This is a genomic window from Limimaricola cinnabarinus, assembly GCF_047631075.1.
GTDB lineage: Bacteria > Pseudomonadota > Alphaproteobacteria > Rhodobacterales > Rhodobacteraceae > Limimaricola > Limimaricola cinnabarinus.
Map to the genome: position 1 here is coordinate 68,399 of NZ_JBLHYX010000005.1, position 25,023 is coordinate 93,421.

Annotated in this window: 20 protein-coding genes and 2 tRNA genes; 11 read left to right on the forward strand and 11 right to left on the reverse strand. The window is 65.9% G+C overall.

The genetic code is table 11. The annotated features are described in order from the left end of the window. Positions 1-57 precede the first annotated feature (57 nt). Positions 58-447 (forward strand): DUF2147 domain-containing protein, encoded by a 390-nt coding sequence (locus ACJASC_RS05790; RefSeq protein WP_415144311.1) that lies wholly within the window; start codon positions 58-60, stop codon positions 445-447. An 89-nt stretch (positions 448-536) separates the two neighbouring features. Continuing rightward, positions 537-1,355: an alpha/beta fold hydrolase gene (locus ACJASC_RS05795; RefSeq protein WP_415144313.1), complete on the forward strand. Its 819-nt coding sequence runs from the start codon at positions 537-539 to the stop codon at positions 1,353-1,355. A 48-nt stretch (positions 1,356-1,403) separates the two neighbouring features. Here the strand turns inward: ACJASC_RS05795 and hisH are convergent, their stop codons facing one another. From hisH to ACJASC_RS05830, 7 genes are all read right to left on the reverse strand, one after another. Continuing rightward, the gene (gene hisH / locus ACJASC_RS05800) at positions 1,404-2,045 is read right to left on the reverse strand and encodes an imidazole glycerol phosphate synthase subunit HisH (protein ID WP_415144315.1); all 642 of its coding nucleotides are present in this window, start codon (positions 2,043-2,045) and stop codon (positions 1,404-1,406) included. Continuing rightward, positions 2,042-2,629: an imidazoleglycerol-phosphate dehydratase HisB gene (hisB, locus tag ACJASC_RS05805; RefSeq protein WP_415144317.1), complete on the reverse strand. Its 588-nt coding sequence runs from the start codon at positions 2,627-2,629 to the stop codon at positions 2,042-2,044. The genes hisH and hisB overlap by 4 nt, the downstream gene beginning before the upstream one ends. 88 nt (positions 2,630-2,717) lie before the next feature. After that, a tRNA-Gly gene (locus ACJASC_RS05810) sits at positions 2,718-2,792 on the reverse strand. Between the two features lie 159 nt (positions 2,793-2,951). Then, positions 2,952-3,026: transfer RNA gene (locus tag ACJASC_RS05815), tRNA-Gly, on the reverse strand. Between the two features lie 111 nt (positions 3,027-3,137). After that, positions 3,138-3,926 carry a TerC family protein gene (locus tag ACJASC_RS05820; protein ID WP_415144319.1) on the reverse strand — a complete coding sequence of 263 codons (789 nt, stop codon included), beginning with the start codon at positions 3,924-3,926 and terminating at the stop codon, positions 3,138-3,140. A gap of 90 nt (positions 3,927-4,016) precedes the next feature. After that, positions 4,017-7,460: a pyruvate carboxylase gene (locus ACJASC_RS05825; protein WP_415144321.1), complete on the reverse strand. Its 3,444-nt coding sequence runs from the start codon at positions 7,458-7,460 to the stop codon at positions 4,017-4,019. A 113-nt stretch (positions 7,461-7,573) separates the two neighbouring features. Beyond that, positions 7,574-9,394 carry a sensor domain-containing diguanylate cyclase gene (locus tag ACJASC_RS05830; RefSeq protein ID WP_415144323.1) on the reverse strand — a complete coding sequence of 607 codons (1,821 nt, stop codon included), beginning with the start codon at positions 9,392-9,394 and terminating at the stop codon, positions 7,574-7,576. A 190-nt stretch (positions 9,395-9,584) separates the two neighbouring features. Here ACJASC_RS05830 and ACJASC_RS05835 point away from each other — a divergent pair, with 190 nt between their 5' ends. From ACJASC_RS05835 to ACJASC_RS05845, 3 genes are all read left to right on the forward strand, one after another. Beyond that, entirely contained in the window at positions 9,585-11,984 is a 2,400-nt protein-coding gene (locus tag ACJASC_RS05835) for an ATP-dependent helicase (protein ID WP_021692180.1), read from the forward strand. Between the two features lie 38 nt (positions 11,985-12,022). Next, complete coding sequence (locus ACJASC_RS05840) at positions 12,023-12,640, forward strand: LysE/ArgO family amino acid transporter (protein WP_415144326.1); 618 nt, start codon at positions 12,023-12,025, stop codon at positions 12,638-12,640. Between the two features lie 106 nt (positions 12,641-12,746). After that, the gene (locus tag ACJASC_RS05845; RefSeq protein ID WP_415144328.1) at positions 12,747-13,709 is read left to right on the forward strand and encodes a DMT family transporter; all 963 of its coding nucleotides are present in this window, start codon (positions 12,747-12,749) and stop codon (positions 13,707-13,709) included. On the opposite strand, the gene choV is transcribed toward ACJASC_RS05845, so the two are convergent. The 3 genes from choV to choX form a co-directional block, all read right to left on the reverse strand. After that, on the reverse strand, positions 13,660-14,706 hold the full coding sequence (gene choV, locus ACJASC_RS05850) for a choline ABC transporter ATP-binding protein (RefSeq protein WP_045319533.1): 1,047 nt from the start codon (positions 14,704-14,706) through the stop codon (positions 13,660-13,662). The genes ACJASC_RS05845 and choV overlap by 50 nt on opposite strands. Positions 14,707-14,708: 2 nt before the next feature. After that, complete coding sequence (choW, locus tag ACJASC_RS05855) at positions 14,709-15,539, reverse strand: choline ABC transporter permease subunit (protein ID WP_415144330.1); 831 nt, start codon at positions 15,537-15,539, stop codon at positions 14,709-14,711. 164 nt (positions 15,540-15,703) lie between these two features. Next, positions 15,704-16,642 carry a choline ABC transporter substrate-binding protein gene (gene choX / locus ACJASC_RS05860; protein ID WP_415144332.1) on the reverse strand — a complete coding sequence of 313 codons (939 nt, stop codon included), beginning with the start codon at positions 16,640-16,642 and terminating at the stop codon, positions 15,704-15,706. A gap of 112 nt (positions 16,643-16,754) precedes the next feature. On the opposite strand from choX, the gene betI reads away from it, so the two are divergent. The 5 genes from betI (at position 16,755) to ACJASC_RS05885 (ending at position 22,833) form a co-directional block, all read left to right on the forward strand. Continuing rightward, the gene (gene betI, locus ACJASC_RS05865) at positions 16,755-17,330 is read left to right on the forward strand and encodes a choline-binding transcriptional repressor BetI (protein ID WP_415144334.1); all 576 of its coding nucleotides are present in this window, start codon (positions 16,755-16,757) and stop codon (positions 17,328-17,330) included. Further along, positions 17,327-18,844: a choline-sulfatase gene (betC, locus tag ACJASC_RS05870; RefSeq protein WP_415144336.1), complete on the forward strand. Its 1,518-nt coding sequence runs from the start codon at positions 17,327-17,329 to the stop codon at positions 18,842-18,844. Before betI ends, betC begins: the two co-directional genes overlap by 4 nt. A 34-nt stretch (positions 18,845-18,878) precedes the next feature. After that, positions 18,879-20,342 (forward strand): betaine-aldehyde dehydrogenase, encoded by a 1,464-nt coding sequence (betB, locus tag ACJASC_RS05875; RefSeq protein ID WP_415144338.1) that lies wholly within the window; start codon positions 18,879-18,881, stop codon positions 20,340-20,342. Between the two features lie 79 nt (positions 20,343-20,421). Further along, positions 20,422-22,077: a choline dehydrogenase gene (betA, locus tag ACJASC_RS05880; protein WP_415144340.1), complete on the forward strand. Its 1,656-nt coding sequence runs from the start codon at positions 20,422-20,424 to the stop codon at positions 22,075-22,077. An 81-nt stretch (positions 22,078-22,158) separates the two neighbouring features. After that, a complete protein-coding gene (locus ACJASC_RS05885; protein WP_415144342.1) occupies positions 22,159-22,833 on the forward strand; it encodes a thermonuclease family protein in 675 nt (224 codons plus the stop codon). Between the two features lie 4 nt (positions 22,834-22,837). Here ACJASC_RS05885 and ACJASC_RS05890 read toward each other — a convergent pair whose 3' ends face one another. Further along, positions 22,838-23,257 (reverse strand): ion channel, encoded by a 420-nt coding sequence (locus tag ACJASC_RS05890; RefSeq protein ID WP_021692169.1) that lies wholly within the window; start codon positions 23,255-23,257, stop codon positions 22,838-22,840. 137 nt (positions 23,258-23,394) lie between these two features. Between ACJASC_RS05890 and ACJASC_RS05895 the strand changes: the two genes are divergently transcribed. After that, positions 23,395-24,927, forward strand: coding sequence for an acyl-CoA carboxylase subunit beta (locus ACJASC_RS05895; protein WP_021692168.1), 1,533 nt, complete (start codon positions 23,395-23,397; stop codon positions 24,925-24,927). The last annotated feature ends 96 nt before the right edge of the window (positions 24,928-25,023 follow it).

Sequence of the window (25,023 nt, forward strand, 5' to 3'; positions counted from 1 at the left end):
TGCCAGCTCGGCTGACCTTCGCGTCAGCTTTGTCGCATGATTGAGGAGGAGACGATCATGAAGAGACTCGCGCTCGCGGTTTGCGCGCTGATCGGGATGGCGGGGGCGGCCGCGGCCGACCCGTTGGAAGGCATCTGGCGCACTGCGCCGGACGACAACGGCAATAGCGGCCTCGTGCAGGTCGCCCCGTGCGGCGCGCAGCTTTGCGGCCAACTGGTCAAGGCCTTCGGCCCAGATGGCGCCGAGATTGCCTCGCCCAATTTGGGGCGCAACATCATCTCCGAAACCGTGGCCAAGGGCGGCGGTGAATATCGCGGCCGGGTCTTCGCCCCCGACAACGGCAAGACCTACAATTCCAAGCTGATGCTCGCAGGCGACCGCCTGTCGGTCTCGGGCTGTGTGCTGGGCTTCTGTCGCGAGGGCGGCGTCTGGCAGAAGGTGCAGTAGCCTCGGAACAGCGCGAGGGGCGTGCAGGTTCTGTCCGGAATGACCGGGGCCGAAAGATCATGGCCCCAACGATCAGGAAAGGACATCCCATGCCCCTCGTGACCACCAAGGACCAGACCCAGCTTTACGTGAAGGACTGGGGCGAAGGCCGTCCCGTGGTGCTGATCCACGGCTGGCCGCTCAACTCCGACAGCTGGGAGTATCAAGCCGTGCGGCTGGCCGAGAGCGGCCACCGCGTCGTGGCCTATGACCGTCGCGGCTTTGGCCGGTCGGGCCAGCCCTTTGCGGGTTACGACTACGACACCATGGCCGACGATCTCGACACGGTGATGCGCGAACTGGACCTAAAGGACGCCGCCATCATCGGCTTCTCGATGGGGGGCGGCGAGGTCGCCCGTTACATGTCGCGCCATGATGGGCGCAATGTCCGTGCCGCCGGGCTGATCTCATCGGTGGCGCCGGGAATGCTCAAATCCGACAAGAACCCCGATGGCGTCACGGCGGACGTGTTCGAGGGCATCAAGGAGGGCCTGCGCAAGGACCGGCCCCAGTTCCTGAAGGACTTCTTCAAGACCTTCTACGGTCAGGGCATGGTGCATGGCGTGAGCGAGGGCGTGCTGCACTGGTCGCTGATGATGGCGATGCAAGCCAGCCCCAAGGCCACGCTCGATTGCGTCGATGCCTTTGGCAAGACCGACTTCACCGGCGACATGTCGGCTTTCAAGGTGCCGACGCTGGTAGTGCATGGCGGCAAGGACGAGACCGTGCCGATCGACCCCTCGGGCCGCCGCGCGGCGAAGCTCATAGGCTCGAACGCGACGCTCAAGGAATATGCCGACGCGCCGCACGGCCTCACCGCGACCCATGCCGACAAGCTCTACAAGGATCTCGCGGCATTCCTTAAATAAGCGTTTTCGTGAAACGAAAGGCCCGCGTCAGGCGCGGGCCTTTTGGCATCAGGGTGCCCAAGTCAGGAAATTGGCAATGAGCCGCAGCCCCGCGGCTTGGCTCTTCTCGGGGTGGAACTGCGCGCCGACCACGTTGCCGCGCCCAACCACCGCCGTCACCGCTCCGCTGTAATCGACATGCGCGAGCAGCGTGTCCGGGTCGCTGGGCCGGAACTGCCAGCTATGCACGAAATAGGCGTGATCGCCGGTCGAAAGACCCTCCAGCACCGGGTGGGAGCGGTCGATCACCAGATCGTTCCAACCCATATGCGGCACCTTCATCTTCGGATCGGCAGGGTCGATCTTCACGATCTCTCCCGGAATCCAGCCCAAGCCCTCGGTGCGCTCGTATTCGTGGCCCACTTCGGCCAGAAGCTGCATGCCGACGCAGATCCCGAGGAAAGGCCGGCCCTTGACCTCGACCGCTTCGACCAGCGCCTCGCGCAGGCCGGGCTGCGCCGAAAGCGCGTTCCGGCAATGCGGAAAGGCCCCGTCGCCGGGCAGCACGATTCGGTCGGCACGGGCCACGTCCTCGGGGCGCGAGGTGACGATCACCTCGCCCGCATCGCCCTCGCGCGCCATGCGCTCGAAAGCCTTCTGCGCCGAGTGCAGGTTGCCGCTCTCGTAGTCGATCAGCGCTGTGAGGCTCATAGCGCCCCCTTGGTCGAGGGGATCGCGTCCGAGCGGCGCGGGTCGGGCTCCACCGCCTCGCGCAGGGCGCGGGCAACGGATTTGAAGGCGGCCTCGGCGACGTGATGCGCATTGTGACCGTGCAGGCGATCGACATGCAGCGTGATGCCGCCATGGGTGGCGAGCGCCTGAAAGAACTCTTGCACCAGGTCGGTATCGAAGCTGCCGATCTTGCCCGACCGAAAGCCGAGGTTGCAGATCAGGAAGGGCCGCGCCGAGAGGTCGAGTGCGCAGCGCACCTGCGCGTCATCCATCGCGAGATGGCACGAGCCGTAGCGGCGAATGCCGGTCTTGTCGCCCAGCGCCTGTTTCAGCGCTTGTCCCAGCGCGATGCCGGTGTCCTCGACGGTGTGATGATCGTCGATATGCAGGTCGCCCTTGGCACGCACCCGCATGTCGATCAGCGCGTGGCGCGACAGCTGGTCGAGCATGTGGTCGAAGAAGCCGACGCCGGTCTGGTTGTCATAGGCCCCGGTGCCGTCGAGATCGATCTCGACCTCGATCGACGTCTCGGCGGTGGTGCGGGTGATCTTGGCGGTCCGCATGGCATCCCTCAGCTGGTTTCGACGCACCTATAAGCGGCAAGCCAGCCGGGGCCAAGACCACGAACGACGATGTGGGGAAGGCCGAAACTGGAGCGGGTGAAGAGATTCGAACTCTCGACCCTTACCTTGGCAAGGTAATGCTCTACCCCTGAGCTACACCCGCATCCGTTTCGTGGGGCGGATTTAGCCAAGCCCATGGGCCGGTGCAAGGGGGCAAAGCGGAAAATTCTTCCGACCTCGCGGAAGCCCGGCACAGTCTGCCGAACGCGGAAAAGCCGCGCTTGCGGCGCGGCTGTCGGCTGATCCTGAAGGGGATCGAAACTGGAGCGGGTGAAGAGATTCGAACTCTCGACCCTTACCTTGGCAAGGTAATGCTCTACCCCTGAGCTACACCCGCTTCCGTTTCGTGTGGCGGATGTAGCCAAGGCAGCGGGGGGCCGCAAGCGGAAAATCGACGCCCCGCGCGGATTTCTCCGGCGGGGCGGGGTAGGGAGGCTCGGGGCTGGCGTCAGTGCTGGTGCATCACGCCCGCGCGTTCGCCTTGGGTGGCGAGAACCTTGTCCGCCGCCATGCGGATCCGCATGCGCCGCTTCTGCCGCCACAGGTTCAGGGCTTCGACCCCACCTGCGAAGACCATCGCCGCATAGATGAAGCCGCGTTCGATATGAAAGCCCAGACCTTCGGCCCCGAGCGACATGCCGACCATCACGAGGAAGGCGAGCGCCAGCATCTTGGTCGAGGGGTGATGCTCGACGAAATTGGCGATAGGGGTGGCCGCGACCATCATCAGCAGGATCGCGATGGTGATGGCGGCGATCATCACCTCGATATGGTCGGCGATGCCCACGGCGGTGATGACGCTGTCGAGCGAGAAGACCAGATCGAGGACGATGATCTGGGTGATTACGCCGAAGAAGGTGACCTTGGCGGAGGTGTCGCTGCCGTGGTGACTGTCGCCCTCGACCTCGGCGAAGATCTCGGTCGCGGCCTTGTAGATCAGGAACGCTCCACCCACGAGCAGGATCACGTCGCGCCATGACAGCGGATGGCCGAGAATCGTGGTGAAAGGCTCGGAAAGCGAAACGATCCAGGCGATCGAGAACAGCAGCCCGATCCGCAGCACCAGCGCCCCGGCAAGACCGAGGACACGCGCGCGGCGGCGCTGCGCCTCGGGTAGGCGGGCGGCGGCGATCGAGATGAAGATGACGTTGTCCACGCCTAGCACGATCTCGAGAATGGTGAGCGTTAGGAACGACGCCCAGACGGCGGGGTCGGAGAAAAGCTCTAGGAAGGGCATGGAAAGGGTCCGTTGCGGCCAGTGCGACACGGCCCGGTCGAAAGACCGGGCCGTGAGGGCAACGCAGGTGGCCTCGGCGGGTTCCCGCCGTCACTCGATCTCGACGAGCAGGTCCTTGGCGTCGATCTGCGCGCCGGGGGTGACATGCACGGCCTTGATCGTGCCGTCGCGCTCGGCATGCAGGCCGGTCTCCATCTTCATCGCTTCGATGGTGAGCAGCATGTCGCCCTGCTTGACCTTCATCCCGGCCTGCGCCGCGACGGTCGAGACCACGCCGGGCATCGGCGCGCCGACATGGGCGGGGTTGCCGGTCTCGGCCTTGGGGCGCTTGGCGGTCTTGGCCGCGACCTTGCGGTTGGGCACCCGGATCGTGCGCGGCTGGCCATTGAGTTCGAAGAACACCCGGACCTCGCCCTCGTCGGTGGTCTCGCCCACAGCCTGCAGCCGGATCTCCAGCGTCTTGCCCGGATCGATCTCGGCCGAGATCTCCTCGCCCGGCTCCATGCCGTAGAAGAAGGTCCGGGTCGGCAGGGTGCGCACCGGACCGTATTGCTGGTGCCGCTTGGCGTAGTCGGTGAAGACCTTCGGATACATCAGGTAGGCGTTGAGATCCTCGTCGTCGATCTCGGCTTCCCCGGTGGCCTCGGCCGCCTCGGCGCGCGCGGCTTCCATGTCCACGGGCTTGAGATGCTTGCCCGGACGATCCCCGAGCGGCTTCTCGCCCTTGAGCACCTTGGCCTGCAGCGCGGTGGGCCAACCGCCCGGCGGCTGACCGAGATTGCCCTTCATCATGTCGATGACGCTGTCGGGGAAGGACACGTCGTGGCTCGGGTCCTCGACCTGCGCGCGGGTGAGCCCCTGGCTCACCATCATCAGGGCCATGTCGCCCACGACCTTCGACGACGGCGTGACCTTCACGATGTCGCCGAACATCATGTTCACCTCGGCATAAGTCTTGGCGACCTCGTGCCAGCGATCCTCAAGGCCGAGGCTGCGGGCCTGCGCCTTGAGGTTGGTGAACTGCCCGCCGGGCATCTCGTGCAGATAGACCTCTGAGGCCGGAGCCTGCAGGCCGCTTTCGAAGGCAGCGTAATGGGCGCGGACCTGCTCGAAATAGTTCGAGATCTCGCGGATCGCCTCGATGTCGAGCCCGGTGTCGCGATCGGTCTGACTCAGTGCCTCGACGATCGAGCCCAAGGTGGGCTGCGAGGTGTTGCCCGAGAAGCTGTCCATCGCCGCGTCGATCGCATCGACGCCCGCCGCCGAGGCCGCGAGCACGGTCGAAATCGCAGCACCCGAGGTGTCATGCGTGTGGAAATGGATCGGTAGGCCGACCTCTTCCTTGAGCGCGGTGAAGAGCTGCGTCGCCGCCGGGGCCTTGAGCAGGCCGGCCATGTCCTTGACGCCGAGCACATGCGCCCCGGCCTTCTCCAGTTCCTTGGCCATGGCGACGTAGTATTTCAGGTCGTATTTCGACCTTTTGGGATCGAGCATGTTGCCGGTGTAGCAGATCGTGCCCTCGCAGACCTTCTCGGCCTCGATCACCGCATCCATCGCGACGCGCATGTTCTCGACCCAGTTCAGACTGTCGAAGACGCGGAACACGTCGACGCCCGATTTGGCGGCTCGGGCCACGAAGCCTTGCACCACGTTGTCTGGATAGTTGGTGTAGCCTACCCCGTTCGAAGCGCGCAGCAGCATCTGCGTCATGACGTTGGGCATGGCCTTGCGAATGTCGCGCAGCCGCTGCCACGGGCATTCCTGCAAGAAACGGTAGGCCACGTCGAAGGTCGCCCCGCCCCAGCACTCGACCGAGAACAGCTCGGGCAGGTTGGCGGCATAGGAGGGCGCGACGCGGATCATGTCGATCGAGCGCATCCGCGTGGCCAGAAGCGACTGGTGCCCGTCGCGCATCGTGGTGTCGGTGATCAGGAGCTGCTTTTGCGCCTTCATCCAGTCGGCCACGGCCTTGGGGCCCTGTTCGTCGAGGATCTGCCGCGTGCCGGGCTTGATCTCGTGACCGCGCGGGGCGGGCGCGCGGGGCGGCTTGGCGTCGCGGGAGGGCAGCGCCCGCCCTTCGGTCTCGGGATGACCGTTGACGGTGATGTCGGCCACATAGGTCAGCAGCCGCGTCGCCCGGTCGCGCCGCATGTCGAACTTGAACAGCTCGGGCGTCGTGTCGATGAACTTGGTGGTGTACTGGTTCGACAGGAAGGTCGGGTGCTTGAGGAGGTTGATCACGAAGTCGATGTTCGTGCTCACGCCGCGGATGCGGAATTCCCGCAGCGCCCGGTCCATCCGCTTGATCGCCATTTCGGGCGTCTGCGCGCGCGCCGTCACCTTGGTCAGAAGCGAATCGTAGAACCGGGTGATCACCGCACCCGAATAGGCGGTACCGCCATCGAGGCGGATGCCGGGGCCGGTCGCCGAGCGGTAGGTCTGGATCCGGCCGTAATCGGGGATGAAGCTGTTATGCGGGTCTTCGGTGGTGACCCGGCACTGCAGCGCATGGCCGTCGAGCTGCACGTCGTATTGCGAGGCGCAGCCGGTGGCCTCGACGATCGACTTGCCCTCGGCGATGAGGATCTGCGCGCGCACGATGTCGATGCCGGTGACCTCCTCGGTCACGGTGTGCTCGACCTGCACGCGGGGGTTCACCTCGATGAAGTAGAATTCGCCCGAATCCATGTCCATCAGGAACTCGACCGTGCCGGCGCATTCGTAATTCACATGGGCGCAGATCTGGCGACCGAGATTGCAGATCTTCTCGCGCTGGGTCTCGGAGAGATAGGGGGCGGGGGCGCGCTCGACGACCTTCTGGTTACGGCGCTGAACCGAACAATCGCGTTCCCAGAGATGGTAGATCTGGCCGTGCTGGTCGCCGAGGATCTGTACCTCGACATGGCGGGCGCGGATGATCATCTTCTCGAGGTAGCCCTCACCGTTGCCGAAGGCGGCCTCGGCCTCGCGGCGGCCCTCGCGGACCTTCTCCTCGAGTTCGCTCTCATCCATGATCGGCCGCATGCCGCGGCCGCCGCCGCCCCAGCTTGCCTTGAGCATGAGCGGGTAGCCGACCTCGGCGGCTTCCTTGCGGATCGCGGCCATGTCGTCGCCAAGCACCTCGGTCGCGGGGATCACCGGCACCCCCGCCTCGACCGCGACGCGCCGGGCGCTGGCCTTGTCGCCCAGTTCGCGCATGGTCTTGGCCTTGGGGCCGATGAAGGTGATGCCGGCGGCGGTGCAGGCGTCGACGAAATCGGGGTTTTCGGAGAGCAGGCCGTAACCGGGGTGGATCGCGTCGGCGCCCGACATCTTGGCAACGCGGATGATCTCTTCGATCGAAAGGTAAGCCTGCACCGGGCCCAGACCCTCGCCGATGCGGTACGCCTCGTCCGCCTTGAAGCGATGCAGGCTGAGCTTGTCCTCCTCGGCATAGACCGCGACGGTCTTCTTGCCCATCTCGTTTGCCGCCCGCATCACGCGGATCGCGATCTCGCCGCGGTTGGCGATAAGGATCTTCTCGAACTCGGCCATGTCCACCCCTTCCGTTTGGTCGGGCGCAGTCTAGGACTTTCTGCGGTGCAGTATAGCCCCGAGATGCTGTGGCCACGGACCCGTTCCACGCTACTGATAGCGCTAACGGAAGTTCAAGCCACGGCCTCCTCCCGTGGTGTCGGAGACGGGCTCGCGTGTAGTGCGGCGACCTCTGCCTGCGTAGGATCGTCCTCGCCCGCGATCGCCACCCGATTGCGGCCGCGCCCCTTGGCATCATAAAGCGCGTCGTCGGCGGCCTTCATCAGCTGTTGCGGCATGGTGCCATCCTCAGGGTGGACCGCAACGCCGACCGAGATGGTGATGCGCGGCAGGCTCTTTTCGCCGTAGCGCACATTGATCCGTTCGACCGCGCCGCGCAGCGCCTCGGCGCGCAAGGCGGCCGCGGGCAGGCCGAGGTCGGGCAGAAGCAGCATGAATTCCTCGCCGCCCATGCGGCAGGCGGTCTCGTCGCCCTCGCAGACCTGTTCGAACACCGAAGCCACGGCGCGCAGCACCATATCGCCCGCATCATGGCCATGGGTGTCGTTGAACCGCTTGAAGTGATCCACGTCGATCGACAGAATCGACAGCGGCCGCTCCTCGCGGTGCGCCTGTTCGAGTTGACGGCGCAGGGTCTCGGTCAGATGGCGGCGGTTGTAGAGCCCGGTGAGCGGGTCGCGGATCGAGCGGTCGTGCAATTGGTCGCGCATCTGCACGTTGGCGATGGCAAGGCTGATCTGCTCGGCACACATCTGGGCAAGCCTCTGACTGGCGCGGAATTCTTCGAGCGGCACGTTGTCCTTGGCCTTGAGATGCAAAAGGCCGACCGTCTCGCCATGTGCGAGAACCGGAAAGCAGAAGGATGGACGGTCATCCTGGCTTTCGGAGTGGCTGCAGGGGAAATCGACTTCCGCGCTGCCGAATGTATAGGTCCGGCCCCGCCGCAGGCCCCAGCAATCCTCGGCGCGGATGTGGTCGCAATGATGCCCGCCATTCCAGCTTGCCGAGCCGACGAGCACGTCCCTCGAACTCGAATAGACATAGACGCTGCCTTCACTGTTCGGAAGGATGTGGCTCATGAAACGGCCGACCATCTTGAAAAGCTCGTCCAATGAACGCGACGACTGCAGCCATTCGTTCAATTCCCCCAGAAGCCGCACGTTTCGCGCGAGCCGCATCTGTTCGGCCATCATCTGACGTTCCTGTTCGGCACGCTGGTTTATGACGCGCAGCTGCATGCGGCCCGATCTTCGGATCACGGTGCTCGTCACCACGAGCATCAGCAGAGAAACGACAGACAGCGCGATGAAAATCCTTTCCAATCGGTCCACGAAGATCGCGCGCAATTCGGTCAGATCGGTATAGAACGCGATTGCACCGACGACGCGACCATTCTGCAGGATCGGCTCGTGAATCTCGGCGATCCGCATCAGCTTTCCGGTTTCATCCTCGTAGAGTTCCGCGCGATTGCTCGAAGCGGAGCGAAGGAAATGATCATCGACCTCGGACACCGGTCTGTCCTCGGCCTGGTAATAAGGATTCCCGGCTGCGACGATCCTTCGAAAGAACGGCATCTCGTTGACAACGCCGATGTCCTCGGCTTGCGTCGACCAGAATATCTGGCCTTCCGCCGCGATGAGCTTGAAGCAGTAGATCTCGGAGAGGGTCGTAACTTGCGACAGCCAGAGTTCGTCACCGCGCGTAATGGTGGCGCGGGCAAAGGTTTCGCTACCACTTTCGAGGGCGTCGAGGACACGCAACCGCCATTCCTGCGCCTTGCGATGCACGTCGTCACGCAGCATCCGGTCGACGATAGGGGCGGGCAGGTAGATGACCGACAGGCACATGGCGACGGTAACCGCCCCCAGAAATGGCATCAGGAGCTTGTTGAAGAACGGTCTTGGGGGGGCGCGACGGTCGAGCATCTCGGTCATGACGGCATCCTGCTTGAGCGAGAGCAGACTTACAGAAAGGCGCTGTCGAAGAGTTAATCGGCTTTGATCCACGCCACCGTAACAGTGGAATTATAAAACGATTTCAAGGGATTTGGCCGGTTTCTGCCACATTGTGAACATTTACGGAACGCCGCTTTTCTTCGCGGGCGACGGAGGCTAGATTGGCGTCATGAGCAGCTTTTCCGACGACGAGGCCTTCGAGGCCGCCTCCCAGCCCCTGTCGCGCCGTGCCATGGCGCAGCCGGGCGGCGCCGCCCCCTATCTCGAGGGCCTGAACCCGGCCCAGAGGCTCGCGGTCGAGACGATGGACGGCCCTGTGCTGATGCTGGCGGGCGCAGGGACCGGCAAGACCCGCGCGCTGACCGCGCGGATCGTGCATTTGATGCGCACCGGACGCGCGCGCCCCAACGAGATCCTCGCCGTGACCTTCACCAACAAGGCCGCGCGCGAGATGAAGGAGCGGATCGGCAGGATGCTTGGCGAGGCGGTCGAGGGGCTGCCATGGCTCGGCACCTTTCATGCGATCTGTGTCAAGCTGTTGCGCCGTCACGCCGAGCTGGTCGGGCTGAAGTCGAACTTCACCATCCTCGATACCGACGACCAGATAAGGCTTCTCAAGCAACTGGTCGCGGCCGAGAACATCGACGACAAGCGCTGGCCCGCGCGGATGCTGGCGGGGATCATCGACGATTGGAAGAACCGCGCGCTGACGCCCGACAAGGTGCCCACCGCCGACGCCTCGGCTTATGACGGCAAGGGCGTCAAGCTCTACGCTGCCTATCAGCTGCGCTTGAGAGAGCTCAATGCCGTCGATTTCGGCGATCTTCTCCTGCATATGGTCACGATCTTCCAGACCCGCGACGACGTGCTCGACCAGTATCGGCGCTGGTTCCGCTACATCCTCGTGGACGAGTATCAGGACACCAACGCGGCGCAGTATCTGTGGCTGCGGCTGCTGGCGGGCGGCCACAAGAACATCTGCTGTGTCGGCGACGACGATCAGTCGATCTATGGCTGGCGTGGAGCCGAGGTAGGCAACATCCTGCGCTTCGAAAAGGATTTCGAGGGTGCCGAGGTGATCCGGCTGGAGCAGAACTACCGCTCCACGCCGCACATCCTCGCTGCGGCTTCGGGGCTGATCACCGCCAACAAGGGCCGCTTGGGCAAGACGCTCTGGACCGAGGAGCAGGAGGGCGAGAGGGTCCGCCTGATCGGCCATTGGGACGGCGACGAGGAAGCCCGCTGGGTCGGCGAGGAGATCGAGGCGGCGCAGCGCGGCACGCGCGGCATGGCGCCCGTGGGTCTCGATTCCATGGCGATCCTCGTGCGGGCCAGCCACCAGATGCGCGCCTTCGAGGACCGCTTCCTGACCATCGGACTGCCATATCGCGTGATCGGCGGCCCGCGCTTCTATGAGCGGCTCGAGATTCGCGACGCGATGGCTTATTTCCGCCTTGCCGTCAGCCCCGACGACGACCTCGCCTTCGAGCGGATCGTCAACACGCCCAAACGCGGCCTTGGCAACAAGGCGGTGCAGACGATCCAGCGCGCCGCGCGCTCGAACGGCGTGAACCTCGTCGAGGGCGCACGCATCGTCGTGCAGACCAAGCTTCTGGGCGGCAAGGGCCTCAAGGAGCTGACGGTGCTCGTCGAGGCGCTCGACCGCTGGCACGGGCAGGTGGTGAGCGAGAGCGACACCCATGTCGAGCTGGCCGAGATGATCCTCGACGAGAGCGGCTACACCGGCATGTGGCAGAACGACAAGACGCCGGAGGCGCCGGGGCGGCTCGAGAACCTCAAGGAGTTGGTCAAGGCGCTCGAGGCCTTCGATAGCCTGCAGGGCTTTCTTGAACACGTAGCGCTGATCATGGATCACGCACAGGACGACGCGGGCGAGAAGGTGTCGATCATGACCCTGCACGCGGCCAAGGGTCTTGAGTTTCCGATGGTCTTCCTGCCGGGCTGGGAGGACGGTCTGTTCCCGTCGCAGCGCTCGATGGACGAAAGCGGGCTGCGCGGCCTCGAGGAGGAGCGCCGTCTTGCCTATGTCGGCATCACCCGCGCCGAGGCAGTCTGCACGATCTCCTTTGCAGCCAATCGCCGCGTCTATGGTCAGTGGCAGAGCCAGCTGCCCTCGCGCTTCATCGACGAATTGCCCGAGGCGCATGTCGAGGTGCTGACGCCGCCGGGTCTTTACGGTGGCACTTACGGCGCGGCGGGCATGTCGTCGCAGGCCTCACCCGCGATCGCCGAGGCGCAGGGTTCGCGGCTGCACGACAATGCCGCCAAGGCCGATGTCTACAACTCGCCCGGCTGGAAGCGACTGCAGGCGCGCGGGCAGGCGCGGCAGATGCGCCAGCCGGCGGAGGCCAAGAACATCACCATCGACATGACGGCGGTGTCCTCCTTCACCGCGGGCGACCGCGTGTTCCACCAGAAGTTCGGCTATGGCGAGGTGATGGGTGTCGAGGGCGACAAGCTCGACATCGCCTTCGACAAGGCCGGGCAGAAGAAGGTGGTGGCGCGGTTCATCGTCGCCGCCGATGCGGCGGACGACGTGCCGTTCTGAGGATTGCGGCGTCCGGGGGCTGCGGCTAAGGCGCTCGCATGGACGCCGGTTTTCTCTCCGCCTTCGCCGCCGGGCTCGCGCTCGGGCTGTCGCTGATCCTTGCCATAGGGGCACAGAACGCGTTCGTGCTGCGGCAGGGGCTCCGGGGCGATCACGTGCTCGCCGTGGTGCTGACCTGCGCGGTGTCGGACGCGGTGCTGATCGCGGCGGGCATCTCGGGCTTTGCCGCGCTGGCCGAGGCCGCACCGTGGATCGCGCCGCTGTTGCGCTGGGGCGGGGCGGCCTTCCTGATCGTTTACGGGGCACGCGCGCTGATCGCTGCGTGGCGTGGCGGCGAGGCGCTGCGCGCCGCCGATGACGGCGCGGCGGGGCTGCGCCGCGCGGTGCTGACCTGCCTTGCGCTGACCTGGCTCAACCCGCATGTCTATCTCGACACGCTGGTGCTTTTGGGTTCGGTCGCCTCGCGCTTCGAAGGCCGAAGCTGGGCTTTCGGCAGCGGCGCGGTCACCGCCTCCTTCGTGTTCTTCTTTGCTCTGGGCTATGGCGCTCGCCTCTTGCGGCCCGTCTTCGCGCGCCCCGCCGCCTGGCGGGTGCTCGACGCGCTCATCGCGCTGGTGATGTGGAGCATTGCCGCCGGATTGATGTGGGGCGGCTGACGGCAACTTCACTCTTCAGATACTCATACCCGGCCGCGCCCCTTCGCAGCCGGCCCGGCCTTGCATCTCGCAGTGGTTTCCCCTCCTGTAGCTGCGGGAGAATTGCATGAGCATGGCATCCATTTCGCGTTCCGAAGGGTCGCCCGTCACCGGCATCGGCTGGATGGTGGCGGCCGGGCTGTGCTTTGTCGGCATGACCGTCCTGATCAAGGCGGTGGGGTCTGCCCTGCCCACGGCGCAGACGGCATTGCTGCGCTTCGCGCTCGGCCTGCCGTTTCTCTTGCCCATGCTGCCGGCGCTGCGCCGGGTGCGCCTTGCGCCGCGCCACTGGCGGCTTCTGGGGCTGCGCGCGGTGTTGCACAGCCTCGGGGTCGGCCTGTGGTTCTTTGCGATCACCCGCATTCCCTTGGGCGACGTGACGGCGATCAACTACCTCAACCCGATCTGGGTGACGTTGGGTGCTGCGCTCCTGATGGGAGAGTCGCTGCCGCCCCGCCGCCTCGCCGCGGTGGGCGTGGCGTTTCTCGGGGCGCTCATCGTGCTGCGTCCCGGCCTGCGCGAAATCGACCCCGGCCATGTCGCCATGCTTGGCACGGCGGTGCTGATCGCCTCGGGCTATCTCGTGGTCAAGCGGCTGTCGAACGAACTGCCGGCCGAGGTGATCGTGGCGATGCTGTCGCTGATGGTGCCGCTGGGGCTGCTGCCCTTCGCGCTGCCGGTGTGGCAGACGCCTGAACTCATGGTCCTCGTGCAACTGTGTCTCGCCGCCGGTCTGGGCACCTCGGGGCATTACGCGATGACCCGGGCCTTCGCCGCCGCGCCGCTCACCGTGACGCAGCCGGTGACCTTCCTGCAGCTTGTCTGGGCGGTACTGATCGGCGCGATCCTGTTCGGCGAGCCGATCGATCCCTATACGGTTCTGGGCGGCGGGATCATCATGGGCGCGGTGATGTTCATCACCTGGCGCGAGGCGCGGGCGCGACGGGGCCTGACCGCCGCCACGCCCGACGCCATGGCCCTCAACCGGCAGGCATCTGGCCCAGACGCTCGAGGATCGAGCCGGGACTGACCTGACCGATGACGCGGCCCTTCTCGGTCACGTCGAGCGGGGCGGGCGTGGCATGGATCAGGGCCATCACCTCAAGGATCGGCGTATCCGCCGTCACCTGTCCTTCCGCCGCGAGATGGGCGTCCGGGTCCATCACGTCGCGCGCGCAGAGCACGCCGAGTGGGTTCATATGCGCCACGAAGTCCTTCACGTAGCCATTGGCGGGCTTGGTGAAGATCTGCCGCGGCGTGCCCGCCTGCACGATCCGGCCGCCTTCCATGATGGCGATGCGGTTGCCGAGCTTGAACGCCTCGTCGAGATCGTGACTGACGAAGATGATGGTGCGCTGCTTGCGCGCCTGCAGATCCAGAAGCTCGTCCTGAAGCCGCGAGCGGATCAGCGGGTCGAGCGCCGAGAAGGGCTCGTCCATCAGGAGGATCGGCGCGTCGGTGGCAAAGGCGCGGGCGAGGCCCACGCGCTGCTGCATGCCGCCCGACAGCTCGCCCACCAGCGCGTCGGCCCGGTCGGCGAGGCCCACCATCTCCAGCTCGGTCTCGACCCGGTCGCGGCGCTCGGATTTCGACATCCCGCCAAGCTCGAGCCCGAGGCCCACGTTGTCGCGCACCGTGCGCCACGGCAGCAGGCCGAACTGCTGGAACACCATGGCGACATGGTGCAGACGGATTTCGCGCAGGGTCTTCTTGTTGGCCTGAGTGACCGAAGCCATCTCACCGTTCATGCGCACCCGAACGTCGCCGCGCACCACCGGGTTGAGGCCGTTCACGGCGCGCAGCAGCGTCGACTTGCCCGAGCCCGACAGACCCATCAGGACGAGGATCTCTGCCTCGGGAACGTCGAGCGTGCAGTCATGGACGCCGAGCACCTGATCGGTCTCCTCGGCGATCTCGGCGCGCTCCAACCCGTTGTCCATGAAGGGCAGGGCCGATTCGGGCTTGTCGCCGAAGACGATGTTGACGGCGTCGAACTCGACGGCGTTTCGTTTGGTCGTGTCGGTCATGGTCATCCCCGTTTCACCCGCAGCGCCCGGTCGAGCATGATCGCGACCACGACGATGACGAAACCGCTTTCGAAGCCGAGCGCGGTGTTGACCGAATTGAGCGCCCGGACGACCGGTACGCCGAGCCCGTCAGCCCCGACGAGAGCCGCGATGACAACCATCGACAGCGACAGCATGATGGTCTGGTTCAGGCCGGTCATGATCTGCGGAAAGGCCGAGGGCAGCTCGACCTTCCACAAAAGCTGGCGCGGCGTCGCACCGAAGGCCTGCGCGGCCTCCACCAGCGAGGTCGGCGTGCTGGAGATGCCGAGCTGCGTCAGTCGGATCGGTGCGGGCAGCACGAAGATCACCGTGGCGATCAGTCCCGGCACCATGCCGATGCCAAAGAATACGATGGCTGGGATCAGGTAGACGAAGGTCGGCAGCGTCTGCATCAGGTCGAGCACGGGGGCTACCCAAGCGTAGAGCCGCGGCCGGTGCGCCACGGCGATGCCGATCGGCACACCGACGCCCATGCACACGACGCAGGCCGAAAGCACCAGCGTCAGGCTCTCGGTCGTCTCCTCCCAATAGCCTTGGTTGAGCACGAAGAGAAAGCCCAGCGCCACGAGAAGGGCGGGCTGCCAGCGGCGGTGCAGCGCCCAGGTGAGGCCGACGAAGACCGCGATGACCACGAGTTCGGGCGGCGTCTGAAGGATCCACAGGATGCCCTCGATCATGCCTTCGAGCAGCCATGACAGCGTGTCGAAGACGATGGCGAGGTTGGTTTCGAGCCAGTCGAAGCCGTCGGCGGCCAACGAGCCCACGGGGATCTTGGGGATGCTCAGCTCCATGGGGCGCCTCGGATCGGTCTGGTCATCTGGGTCTCCGTGTCAGGGGATGCGGCGTCCTGTGCCGCGGATCGGATGGGCGGGGGCCGAAGATGGCCGAAAATCCAAAACCCGGCCCCGTGCGGGACCGGGGGAGGCGCGCGCGGTGGCGGCCCCGATAGCGGGGATCAGCCCTCGATGACGCCCTTGACGGCAGGCAGCGCGTCCGAGCCGTCAAGCGTGGTCACGCCATCGAGCCAAGGCTCCACGGCTTCGGGGTTGGCGGCGAGCCATTCCTTCGCGGCCTCTTCGGGGTCCATGCCCTCGTCGAGGATCGCACCCATGATCTCGTTCTCCATCTCGAGCGAGAATTCGAGGTTCTGCAAGAACGCCCCGAGATTGGGGCATTCTTCCACGAGACCCTGACGGGTGACGGTGTAGACCTCGGCGCCGCCCAGGTTCGGGCCGAACCAGTCATCGCCGCCTTCGAGATAGGTCATCTCGTAATTGGCGTTCATCGGATGCGGCTCCCAGCCGAGGAAGATCACCGGCTCGTCGCGCTTCGACGCGCGGTCGACCTGCGCCAGCATGCCCTGCTCGGAGCTTTCCTTGACCTCGAAATCGCTCAGGCCGAAGGCGTCGCTCTCGATCATCTCGAGGATCAGCTTGTTGCCATCATTGCCCGGCTCGATGCCGTAGATCGTGGCGTCGAGCGCCTCGGCATGTTCGGCGATGTCCTCATAGCTGGCGATGCCGAGCGCGGCGCCGGCGGCATTGGTGGCCAGCGTGTACTTTGCCCCGGTAAGGTTCTTGTGCACGGTCTCGATGGTGCCGGCCTCGGAATAGGGCGCGATCTCCGAGGATTGTGTCGGCATCCAGTTGCCCAAGAAGACGTCGATGTCGCCATCGGCCATCGAGGTGAAGGTGACGGGCACCGAGAGCACCTTGACCTCCGGCTCGTAGCCCAAGCCCTCGAGCACGACGGCGGTGGTGGCGGTGGTGGCGGTGATGTCGGTCCAGCCGACATCCGACAGCGTGACCTCGCCGCACTGCGCGGCGTCCTGCGCGTGAGCGCCGGTGGCGGCAGCGGCGAGCGCCAAGGCGCTGATCGTGGTGCGGAGCATCATGGGGTCGTCCTCTCTGTGGGTTCTGGTTCTTGATTGACGCGTCAATAAAAACCCTATTAGGGTCGCCGTTGCAACCCGGTCATTCGGCCCGGGCGCAGATCGGAGATCCTTCATGCCCAAGCTTGGGATGGAACCTATACGCCGGGCGGCATTGGTCAAAGCGACGATCGAGGAGATCGGCGAGCGGGGTTCGCTCGATGTGACGGTGGCCCAGATCGCGCGGCGTGCGGGTATGTCCTCGGCGCTGGCGCACCACTATTTCGGCAACAAGGACAACATTTTCTTAGCTGCGATGCGCCACCTCCTCACCGAGTATTCCGCCGAGGTGCGCGCGGCGCTCATCGCGGCAAAGGGCGATCCGCGCGGTCGGGTCGCAGCTCTTCTGCGGGCCAACTTCGGCCCTTCGAACTTCCGCTCCGAAGTGGTCGCCGCATGGCTCAATTTCTATGTGCTGGCCCGCACCTCTCCTGCGGCGGCGCGGCTCTTGCGGATCTATCACCGCCGCCTGCGCTCGAATCTCGCGCATGACCTGCGGCCGCTGCTCGGGGCGGGCGCCATCGACGCGGCCGAACGTCTCGCGGCGCTGATCGACGGGATGTATCTCAAGCAAGGCCTCGCGGGCGGTCCCGCCGACGGCCCCGCCGCCACACGCCAATTGCTCGCCGCGCTCGAACTGGAGCTGAAATGACCCCGGACAAGTCTCCGAACATCCTTATCGTCATGGCCGACCAGCTCAACGGGACGCTGTTTCCCGACGGCCCGGCCGACTGGCTGCACGCGCCCCATCTCAAGGCGCTGGCCGCGCGCTCGACCCGATTTGCCAACGCCTATACCGGCAGCCCGCTCTGCGCGCCGGGGCGGGCGTCCTTCATGTCCGGCCAGCTGCCGTTCCGCACCGGGGTCTACGACAACGCGGCCGAGTTCCCGTCGGACATCCCCACCTTCGCGCATCACCTGCGCCGCGCCGGCTGGCAGACCTGCCTGTCGGGCAAGATGCATTTTGTCGGCCCCGACCAGCTTCACGGCTTCGAGGAGCGACTGACCACCGACATCTATCCGGCCGATTTCGGCTGGACCCCGGATTGGCGCAAGCCGGGCGAGCGGATCGACTGGTGGTATCACAACCTCGGTTCGGTCACCGGCGCGGGCGTGGCCGAGATCACCAACCAGCTCGAATATGACGATGACGTCGCGCATCAGGCCAAGATCAAGCTCTACGATCTGGCGCGCGGCCACGACGCGCGGCCGTGGTGCCTGACGGTGAGCTTTACCCATCCGCATGATCCATATGTGGCGCGCCGCAAGTACTGGGACCTCTACAACGACTGCGATCATCTCGACGCGCCGGGCGAGGCGATCCCCTATGAGAAGATGGATCCGCATTCGAAGCGGCTCTGGGACGCCTGCGACGCGGACGGTTTCGATATTTCGCCCGAGCAGGTCCGCCGGGCGCGGCAGGGCTATTTCGCCAATATCAGCTATGTCGACGACAAGCTGGGCGAGATTCTCGCCGTGCTCGGGGACACGCGGCAGGAAGCAATCGTGGTCTTTGTGTCGGACCATGGCGACATGCTCGGAGAGCGGGGGCTGTGGTTCAAGATGAGCTTCTTCGAAGGCTCGGCACGGGTGCCGCTGATGATCTGCGCCCCCGACATGGCGCCGGGCCTCGTGACCGATCCGGTTTCGGCGATCGACGTGACGCCGACGCTGTGCGACCTCGCCGGCGTCGACATGTCCGAGGTCACGCCTTGGACCGATGGCGAGAGCCTCGTGCCGCTGGGGCAGGGCGCGCGGCGCAACACGCCGGTGGCGATGGAATACGCCGCCGAAGGCTCGATCGCGCCGATCATCGCGCTGCGCGAGGGGCGGTTCAAATACACGGCCTGCCCGGTCGATCCTGAGCAGCTCTTCGACCTCAAGGCTGATCCGGGCGAGCGCGTGAACCTCGCCGCCGAGCCAGACCATGCCGAAACCATGGCACGGTTCCGCGCAATGACGTCCGAACGCTGGAACTTCGATCTGGTCGACGCACAGGTCCGCGCGAGCCAGGCCCGGCGCTGGGTGGTCTACGAGGCACTGCGGCAAGGCGGCTACTACCCGTGGGACTACCAGCCGCTGCGCGCCGCCTCCGAACGCTACATGCGCAACCACATGGACCTGAACATTCTCGAGGAGAGCCAGCGCTTCCCGCGCGGTGAGTGACCTCTCCCCTTCGCCAATCCGAAAGTACGCAGCCATGACCTATCCGACCCAACCCGAGGCCAGCCACTTCATCGACGGCCAGTATGTCGAGGACGAGACCGGCGCCGCGCTCCCTGTGATCTACCCGGCCAGCGGCAAGACCATCGCCGATCTGCATTCGGCCACGCCCGCATTGGTCGACCGCGCGCTTGCGGCGGCCAAGCGGGCGCAGCCCGCATGGGCCGCGATGACCGGCACCGAGCGGGGCCGCATCCTGCGCCGCGCCGCCGACATCATGCGCGCGCGCAACCGCGAATTGTCCGAGCTCGAGACCAAGGACACCGGTAAACCCTTGCAGGAAACGCTGGTCGCCGACGCAACCTCGGGCGCCGACGCGCTCGAATATTTCGGCGGTCTCGCCGCGACGCTGTCGGGCGAGCATATCCAGATGGGCGAGGATTTCATCTACACCCGCCGCGAGCCCTTGGGCGTGACGGTCGGGATCGGCGCGTGGAACTACCCCACGCAGATCGCCTGCTGGAAGGCCGCGCCCGCGCTCGCCTGCGGCAACACGATGGTGTTCAAACCCTCCGAGACGACGCCGCTCTGCGCGCTCAAGGTGGCCGAGATCCTGATCGAGGCGGGCGCGCCGCCGGGCGTGTTCAACGTAGTGCAGGGCTATGGCGATGTCGGCGCCGCGCTGGTCGAGGATGACCGCGTCGCCAAGGTCTCGCTCACCGGCTCCGTGCCCACGGGCCGCCGCGTCTATGCCGCCGCCGCCACCGGCATGAAATCGGTCACGATGGAATTGGGCGGCAAGTCGCCCCTCGTGGTCTTCGACGATGCCAGCCTCGAGGATGCCGTCTCGGCGGCGATCAACGCCAACTTCTATTCCTCGGGGCAGATCTGCTCGAACGGCACCCGCGTCTTCGTGCAGGACGGAATCCGCGAGGCCTTTCTCGATCGGCTATCGGAGCGTCTTCGCGGCGTGACGATCGGCGATCCGCTCGACGAGGCCACGAATTTCGGGCCGATGGTCAGCGAACGCCAGCGCGAGATCGTCGAGGGCTTTGTCGCCAAGGGACGGGCGGAGGGCGCACGCCTCGTGGCGGGCGGCGGCCGACCCGAGGGAAAGGGCGCGGGGTTCTGGATCGAGCCCACGGTCTTCGCCGATGTCACCGACGACATGACTATCGCGCGCGAGGAGATCTTCGGCCCGGTGATGTCGGTCTTCGGCTTTGCCACCGAGGACGAGGCGCTGGCGCGCGCCAACGCCACGATCTACGGGCTGTCGGCGGGCGTGTTCACCCGCGATCTGGCGCGGGCGCACCGCGTCGTGGCAGGGCTTCAGGCCGGCTCGTGCTGGATCAACACCTACAACCTGACGCCGGTCGAGGCACCCTTCGGCGGCATGAAGATGTCCGGCGTGGGCCGCGAGAACGGGCAGGTGGCGATCGAGCACTGGAGCCAGATCAAGACCGTCTACGTCGCGATGGGGCCGGTCGAGGCGCCGTACTAATCGGCCCCAGAGCCGGTTCAACTCAACGATAACGGAGCGGTGCCACGAATGCCGGTCCGGCAAGACACAGGTGTCTGACATGCAAGCGGACTACGTCATCATCGGAGCCGGAAGCGCCGGCTGCACCATGGCTTACCGCCTCTCCGAGGCGGGCAAGAGCGTTATCGTCATCGAGCATGGCGGCACCGACGCGGGGCCGTTCATCCAGATGCCGGGCGCGCTCAGCTACCCGATGAACATGGCGCGCTACGACTGGGGCTATCGCTCCGAACCCGAGCCGCATCTGGGCGGCCGCCGTCTCGCCACGCCGCGCGGCAAGGTGATCGGCGGCTCCTCTTCGATCAACGGCATGGTCTATGTGCGTGGCCACGCGCGCGATTTCGACACGTGGTCCGAAATGGGGGCCGACGGCTGGGACTATGCTGGCGTGCTGCCCTATTTCCGGCGCATGGAGAACTGGCACGATGGCGGCCACGGCGGCGACCCCGCCCGCAGGGGCCATGACGGGCCGCTGCATGTGACGCGTGGTCCGCGCGACAATCCTCTCACCCGCGCCTTCGTCGAGGCGGGCGGGCAGGCGGGCTACCAACTTACCGATGATTACAACGGCGAAAAGCAGGAGGGCTTCGGCCCGATGGAGGCGACGATCTGGCAGGGCACCCGCTGGTCGGCGGCCAACGCCTACCTGCGCCCCGCGCTCAAGCGCGACAACTGCACCCTCGTGCGCGGGCTGGCGCGCCGCGTGGTGATCGAGAATGGCCGCGCGATCGGCGTCGAGATCAATCCCGGCTCGAAGACCAAGGTGATCCGGGCGCGCGCCGAGGTGATCGTCGCCGCTTCCTCGATCAACTCGCCCAAGCTGTTGATGCTGTCCGGTATCGGTCCGGCGGCGCATCTGGCCGAGCACGGCATCGAGGTGGTGGCCGACCGCGCGGGCGTGGGGCAGAATCTTCAGGACCATCTGGAGATGTATATCCAGATGGCCGCGACGCAGCCGGTCTCGCTGTTCAGCCACTGGAACCTATGGGGCAAGGGCGTGGTCGGCACGCAGTGGATGCTGAACCGCACCGGCCTCGGGGCCTCGAACCAGTTCGAGAGCGCGGGTTTCATCCGGTCGCGCGCGGGCGTGGAGTATCCCGACATCCAGTATCACTTCCTGCCCATGGCCGTGCGCTATGACGGGCAGGCGGCGGCCGAGGGCCACGGCTTTCAGGCGCATGTCGGGCCGATGCGCTCGGGCTCGCGCGGGCATGTCACGCTGGCCTCGAACGATCCCGCCGAGGCGCCGAAGATCCTGTTCAACTACATGTCGACCGAACAGGACTGGGCCGATTTCCGGACCTGCATCCGGCTCACCCGCGAGATCTTCGGTCAGCGCGCCTTTGCGCCCTACAGGGGCCACGAGATCCTGCCGGGCGATGAATATCAAAGCGACGATCAGTTGAACGAGGCGATCAAGGAACATGTCGAAAGCGCCTATCACCCCTGCGGGACCTGCCGGATGGGGGCCGCGGACGACGCGGGGGCCGTTGTCGATCCCGAATGCCGGGTGATCGGCATCGACGGGCTTCGCGTGGCCGACAGCTCGATCTTTCCGCGCATCACCAATGGCAACCTCAACGCGCCCTCGATCATGGTGGGCGAGAAGGCCTCCGACCACATCCTCGGTCGCAGCCTGCCGCCTTCGGACGAAGAGCCGTGGATTCATCCCGCATGGCGGGTGGCGCAACGCTGAGAATCGCCCATCGCAGGAATTCCTTAACTTTATGTTAACGGCACTCTTGCCGAAGCGGGAAAATGCGCCGACATCTCTGTCATGCCCTGCATTGCGATCCTCGCCTTTTTCGGCCTGTGCAGCCCTGAGCCCGCTCCCGCCGCCGGCCCTGCCGGAACGGTGGCGGTGATCGATGGTGACACTCTCGACGTCGGCGGCGCGCGGGTGCGCCTGCACGGGGTCGACGCGCCCGAAACCGCGCAGAGCTGCGGCACCGGATCGGGCGCGCAATGGGCTTGCGGCAACTGGGTCACCCAAGAGGCGTCGCTGCGCTTTGCGGGGCGCATCGCCGCCTGCGAGACGGTCGATATCGACCGCTACGAACGTATCGTGGCGCGCTGTGCGGTGGGCGGGGCCGATATCGGCGAAACGCTGGTCTCCGAGGGGCTGGCCTTCGCCTATGTCGAATACTCCAAGGACTATCTGCCCCAAGAGGCCGCCGCGCGCGACGCCGGGCGCGGCATCTGGCGCGGTGAGGTCGAGGCGCCATGGGACTGGCGGCGCGCCAGGCGGGCGGGAAACGCGCAGCCCGAACCCGAGCGCACCGGCGCGGGCGGCTGCGCAATCAAGGGGAACGTTTCGGGGGGCGGGCGGATCTATCACATGCCGGGCGATCCCTATTACGGGCGCACCAAGATCGACACCGCATCGGGCGAACGCTGGTTCTGCAACGAAGCCGAGGCGCGGCGCGCGGGATGGCGTCACGCCGGGAGCTGATCGCTCAGCGGTGTTTTTCGAGCTGCTTGGCCGAGACGTCGTAGATGAAGGTCGCCGACCAGGTGATGATCATGAATCCCGCCATGGACTGCGCGCCGACCACCAGCCGCATGGGCCCTGTCACGTCGAGATCGCCGAACCCCACGGTCGAGAAGGCGATGGCCGAAAGATAGGTGTAATCGACCCAGTCGGTGAAGCTGGTGCCCAACCCACCGGGAAAGACGTGCTCCTGCAAGATCTGATAGAGCGCAGCGCCGATCGCGATGTGTATCATGTGCAGCAGCGCGGTCAGGATGAAGGCCCCGAGCGGTACCAGTGAATTTCGCCCCTCAGCCTGCGGCAGCACATGTCGGCAGAGCACAAGGCCGAAATGATGTACCGAGCCGAGAACGATCACGAGCAGGATGGCGATGCCGAGCAACATGCCCCTGACCTAGGCCATCCGCCGCCTCGCGCAAGCGGTAAATCCCGTGCCTCGACTGCCGGGGAAATCGCGTCGCGACGGGGACTTGCCTTGCTTCGCGTGATCGGCCAGCCTGCCCTGCACAGAGGGAGACGGCGATGCAGGACATTCTGGAGGCACTCGAGGCGCGGCGCGACACGGCCCGGCAGGGCGGGGGCGAGGCGCGCATCGCCGCGCAGCACGCCAAGGGCAAGCTGACCGCGCGCGAACGCATCGAGTTGCTGCTCGACGAGGGGTCCTTCGAAGAGTTCGACATGTTCGTCGCCCACCGCTGCACAGATTTCGGCATGGAAGAGAGCCGCCCCCCGGGCGACGGTGTCGTCACCGGCTGGGGCACGGTCAACGGCCGGATGATCTATGTGTTCAGCCAGGACTTCACTGTCTTCGGTGGATCGCTTTCGGAAACCCACGCCCAAAAGATCTGCAAGATCATGGATATGGCGATGCGCAACGGCGCGCCGGTCGTGGGCATCAACGATTCGGGCGGCGCGCGCATCCAAGAGGGGGTGGCGAGCCTCGGGGGCTATGCCGAGGTGTTCCAGCGCAACGTGCTGGCCTCGGGCGTGGTGCCGCAGATCTCGCTCATCATGGGGCCCTGCGCGGGAGGGGCCGTCTATTCCCCCGCCATGACCGACTTCATCTTCATGGTGAAGGACAGCTCCTACATGTTCGTAACCGGCCCCGACGTGGTCAAGACCGTGACCGGCGAGGTCGTGACCGCCGAGGAGCTTGGCGGGGCCACGACCCACAGTCGCAAGTCCTCGGTCGCCGACGCCGCCTTCGAGAACGACGTCGAGGCGATCGCCGAGACCCGCCGTTTGATCGACTTCCTACCGCTCAACAACCGCGAGAAGCCGCCGCGCCGGCCGTTCTTCGACGATGTCGCGCGCGAGGAGCCGAGCCTCGACAGCCTCGTGCCCGCCAACCCCAACCAGCCCTACGACATGCACGAACTGGTGCGAAAGCTCGCCGACGAGGGCGATTTCTTCGAGATCCAGGCCGAGTTCGCGCGCAACATCCTTACCGGTTTCATCCGGCTTGAAGGCTCTACCGTGGGCGTCGTGGCCAACCAGCCGATGGTGCTGGCGGGCTGTCTAGACATCGACAGCGCGCGCAAGGCCGCGCGCTTCGTGCGGTTCTGCGATGCCTTTGAAATCCCGATCCTGACCCTGGTCGACGTGCCGGGCTTTCTGCCCGGCACCGGGCAGGAACTGGGCGGCGTCATCAAGCACGGGGCCAAGCTGCTGTTCGCCTATGGCGAGGCGACGGTGCCCAAGGTGACGCTGATCACCCGCAAGGCCTATGGCGGCGCCTATGACGTGATGGCCTCCAAGCACCTGCGCGGCGATTTCAACTATGCCTGGCCCACCGCCGAGATCGCGGTGATGGGGGCGAGGGGCGCGACCGAGATCCTCTATCGCTCCGAGTTGGGCGAGCCCGAGAAGATCGCCGCGCGCACCAAGGATTACGAGGACCGCTTCGCCAACCCCTTCATCGCCGCCGAGCGGGGCTTCATCGACGAGGTGATCATGCCGCATTCGACCCGCCGCAGGGTGGCGCGGGCCTTTGCCTCGTTGCGCGGCAAATCGCTCCAGAACCCGTGGAAGAAGCATGACAACATCCCGCTCTGAACAGGGTAGGGCCTTGGACCCGGTCCCCTCGCCTCCGGCGGCCCCGAACTGGCGGCACGGGATGGTGCGGGCCGTCCTGCCGGGCTATCAGGCGGC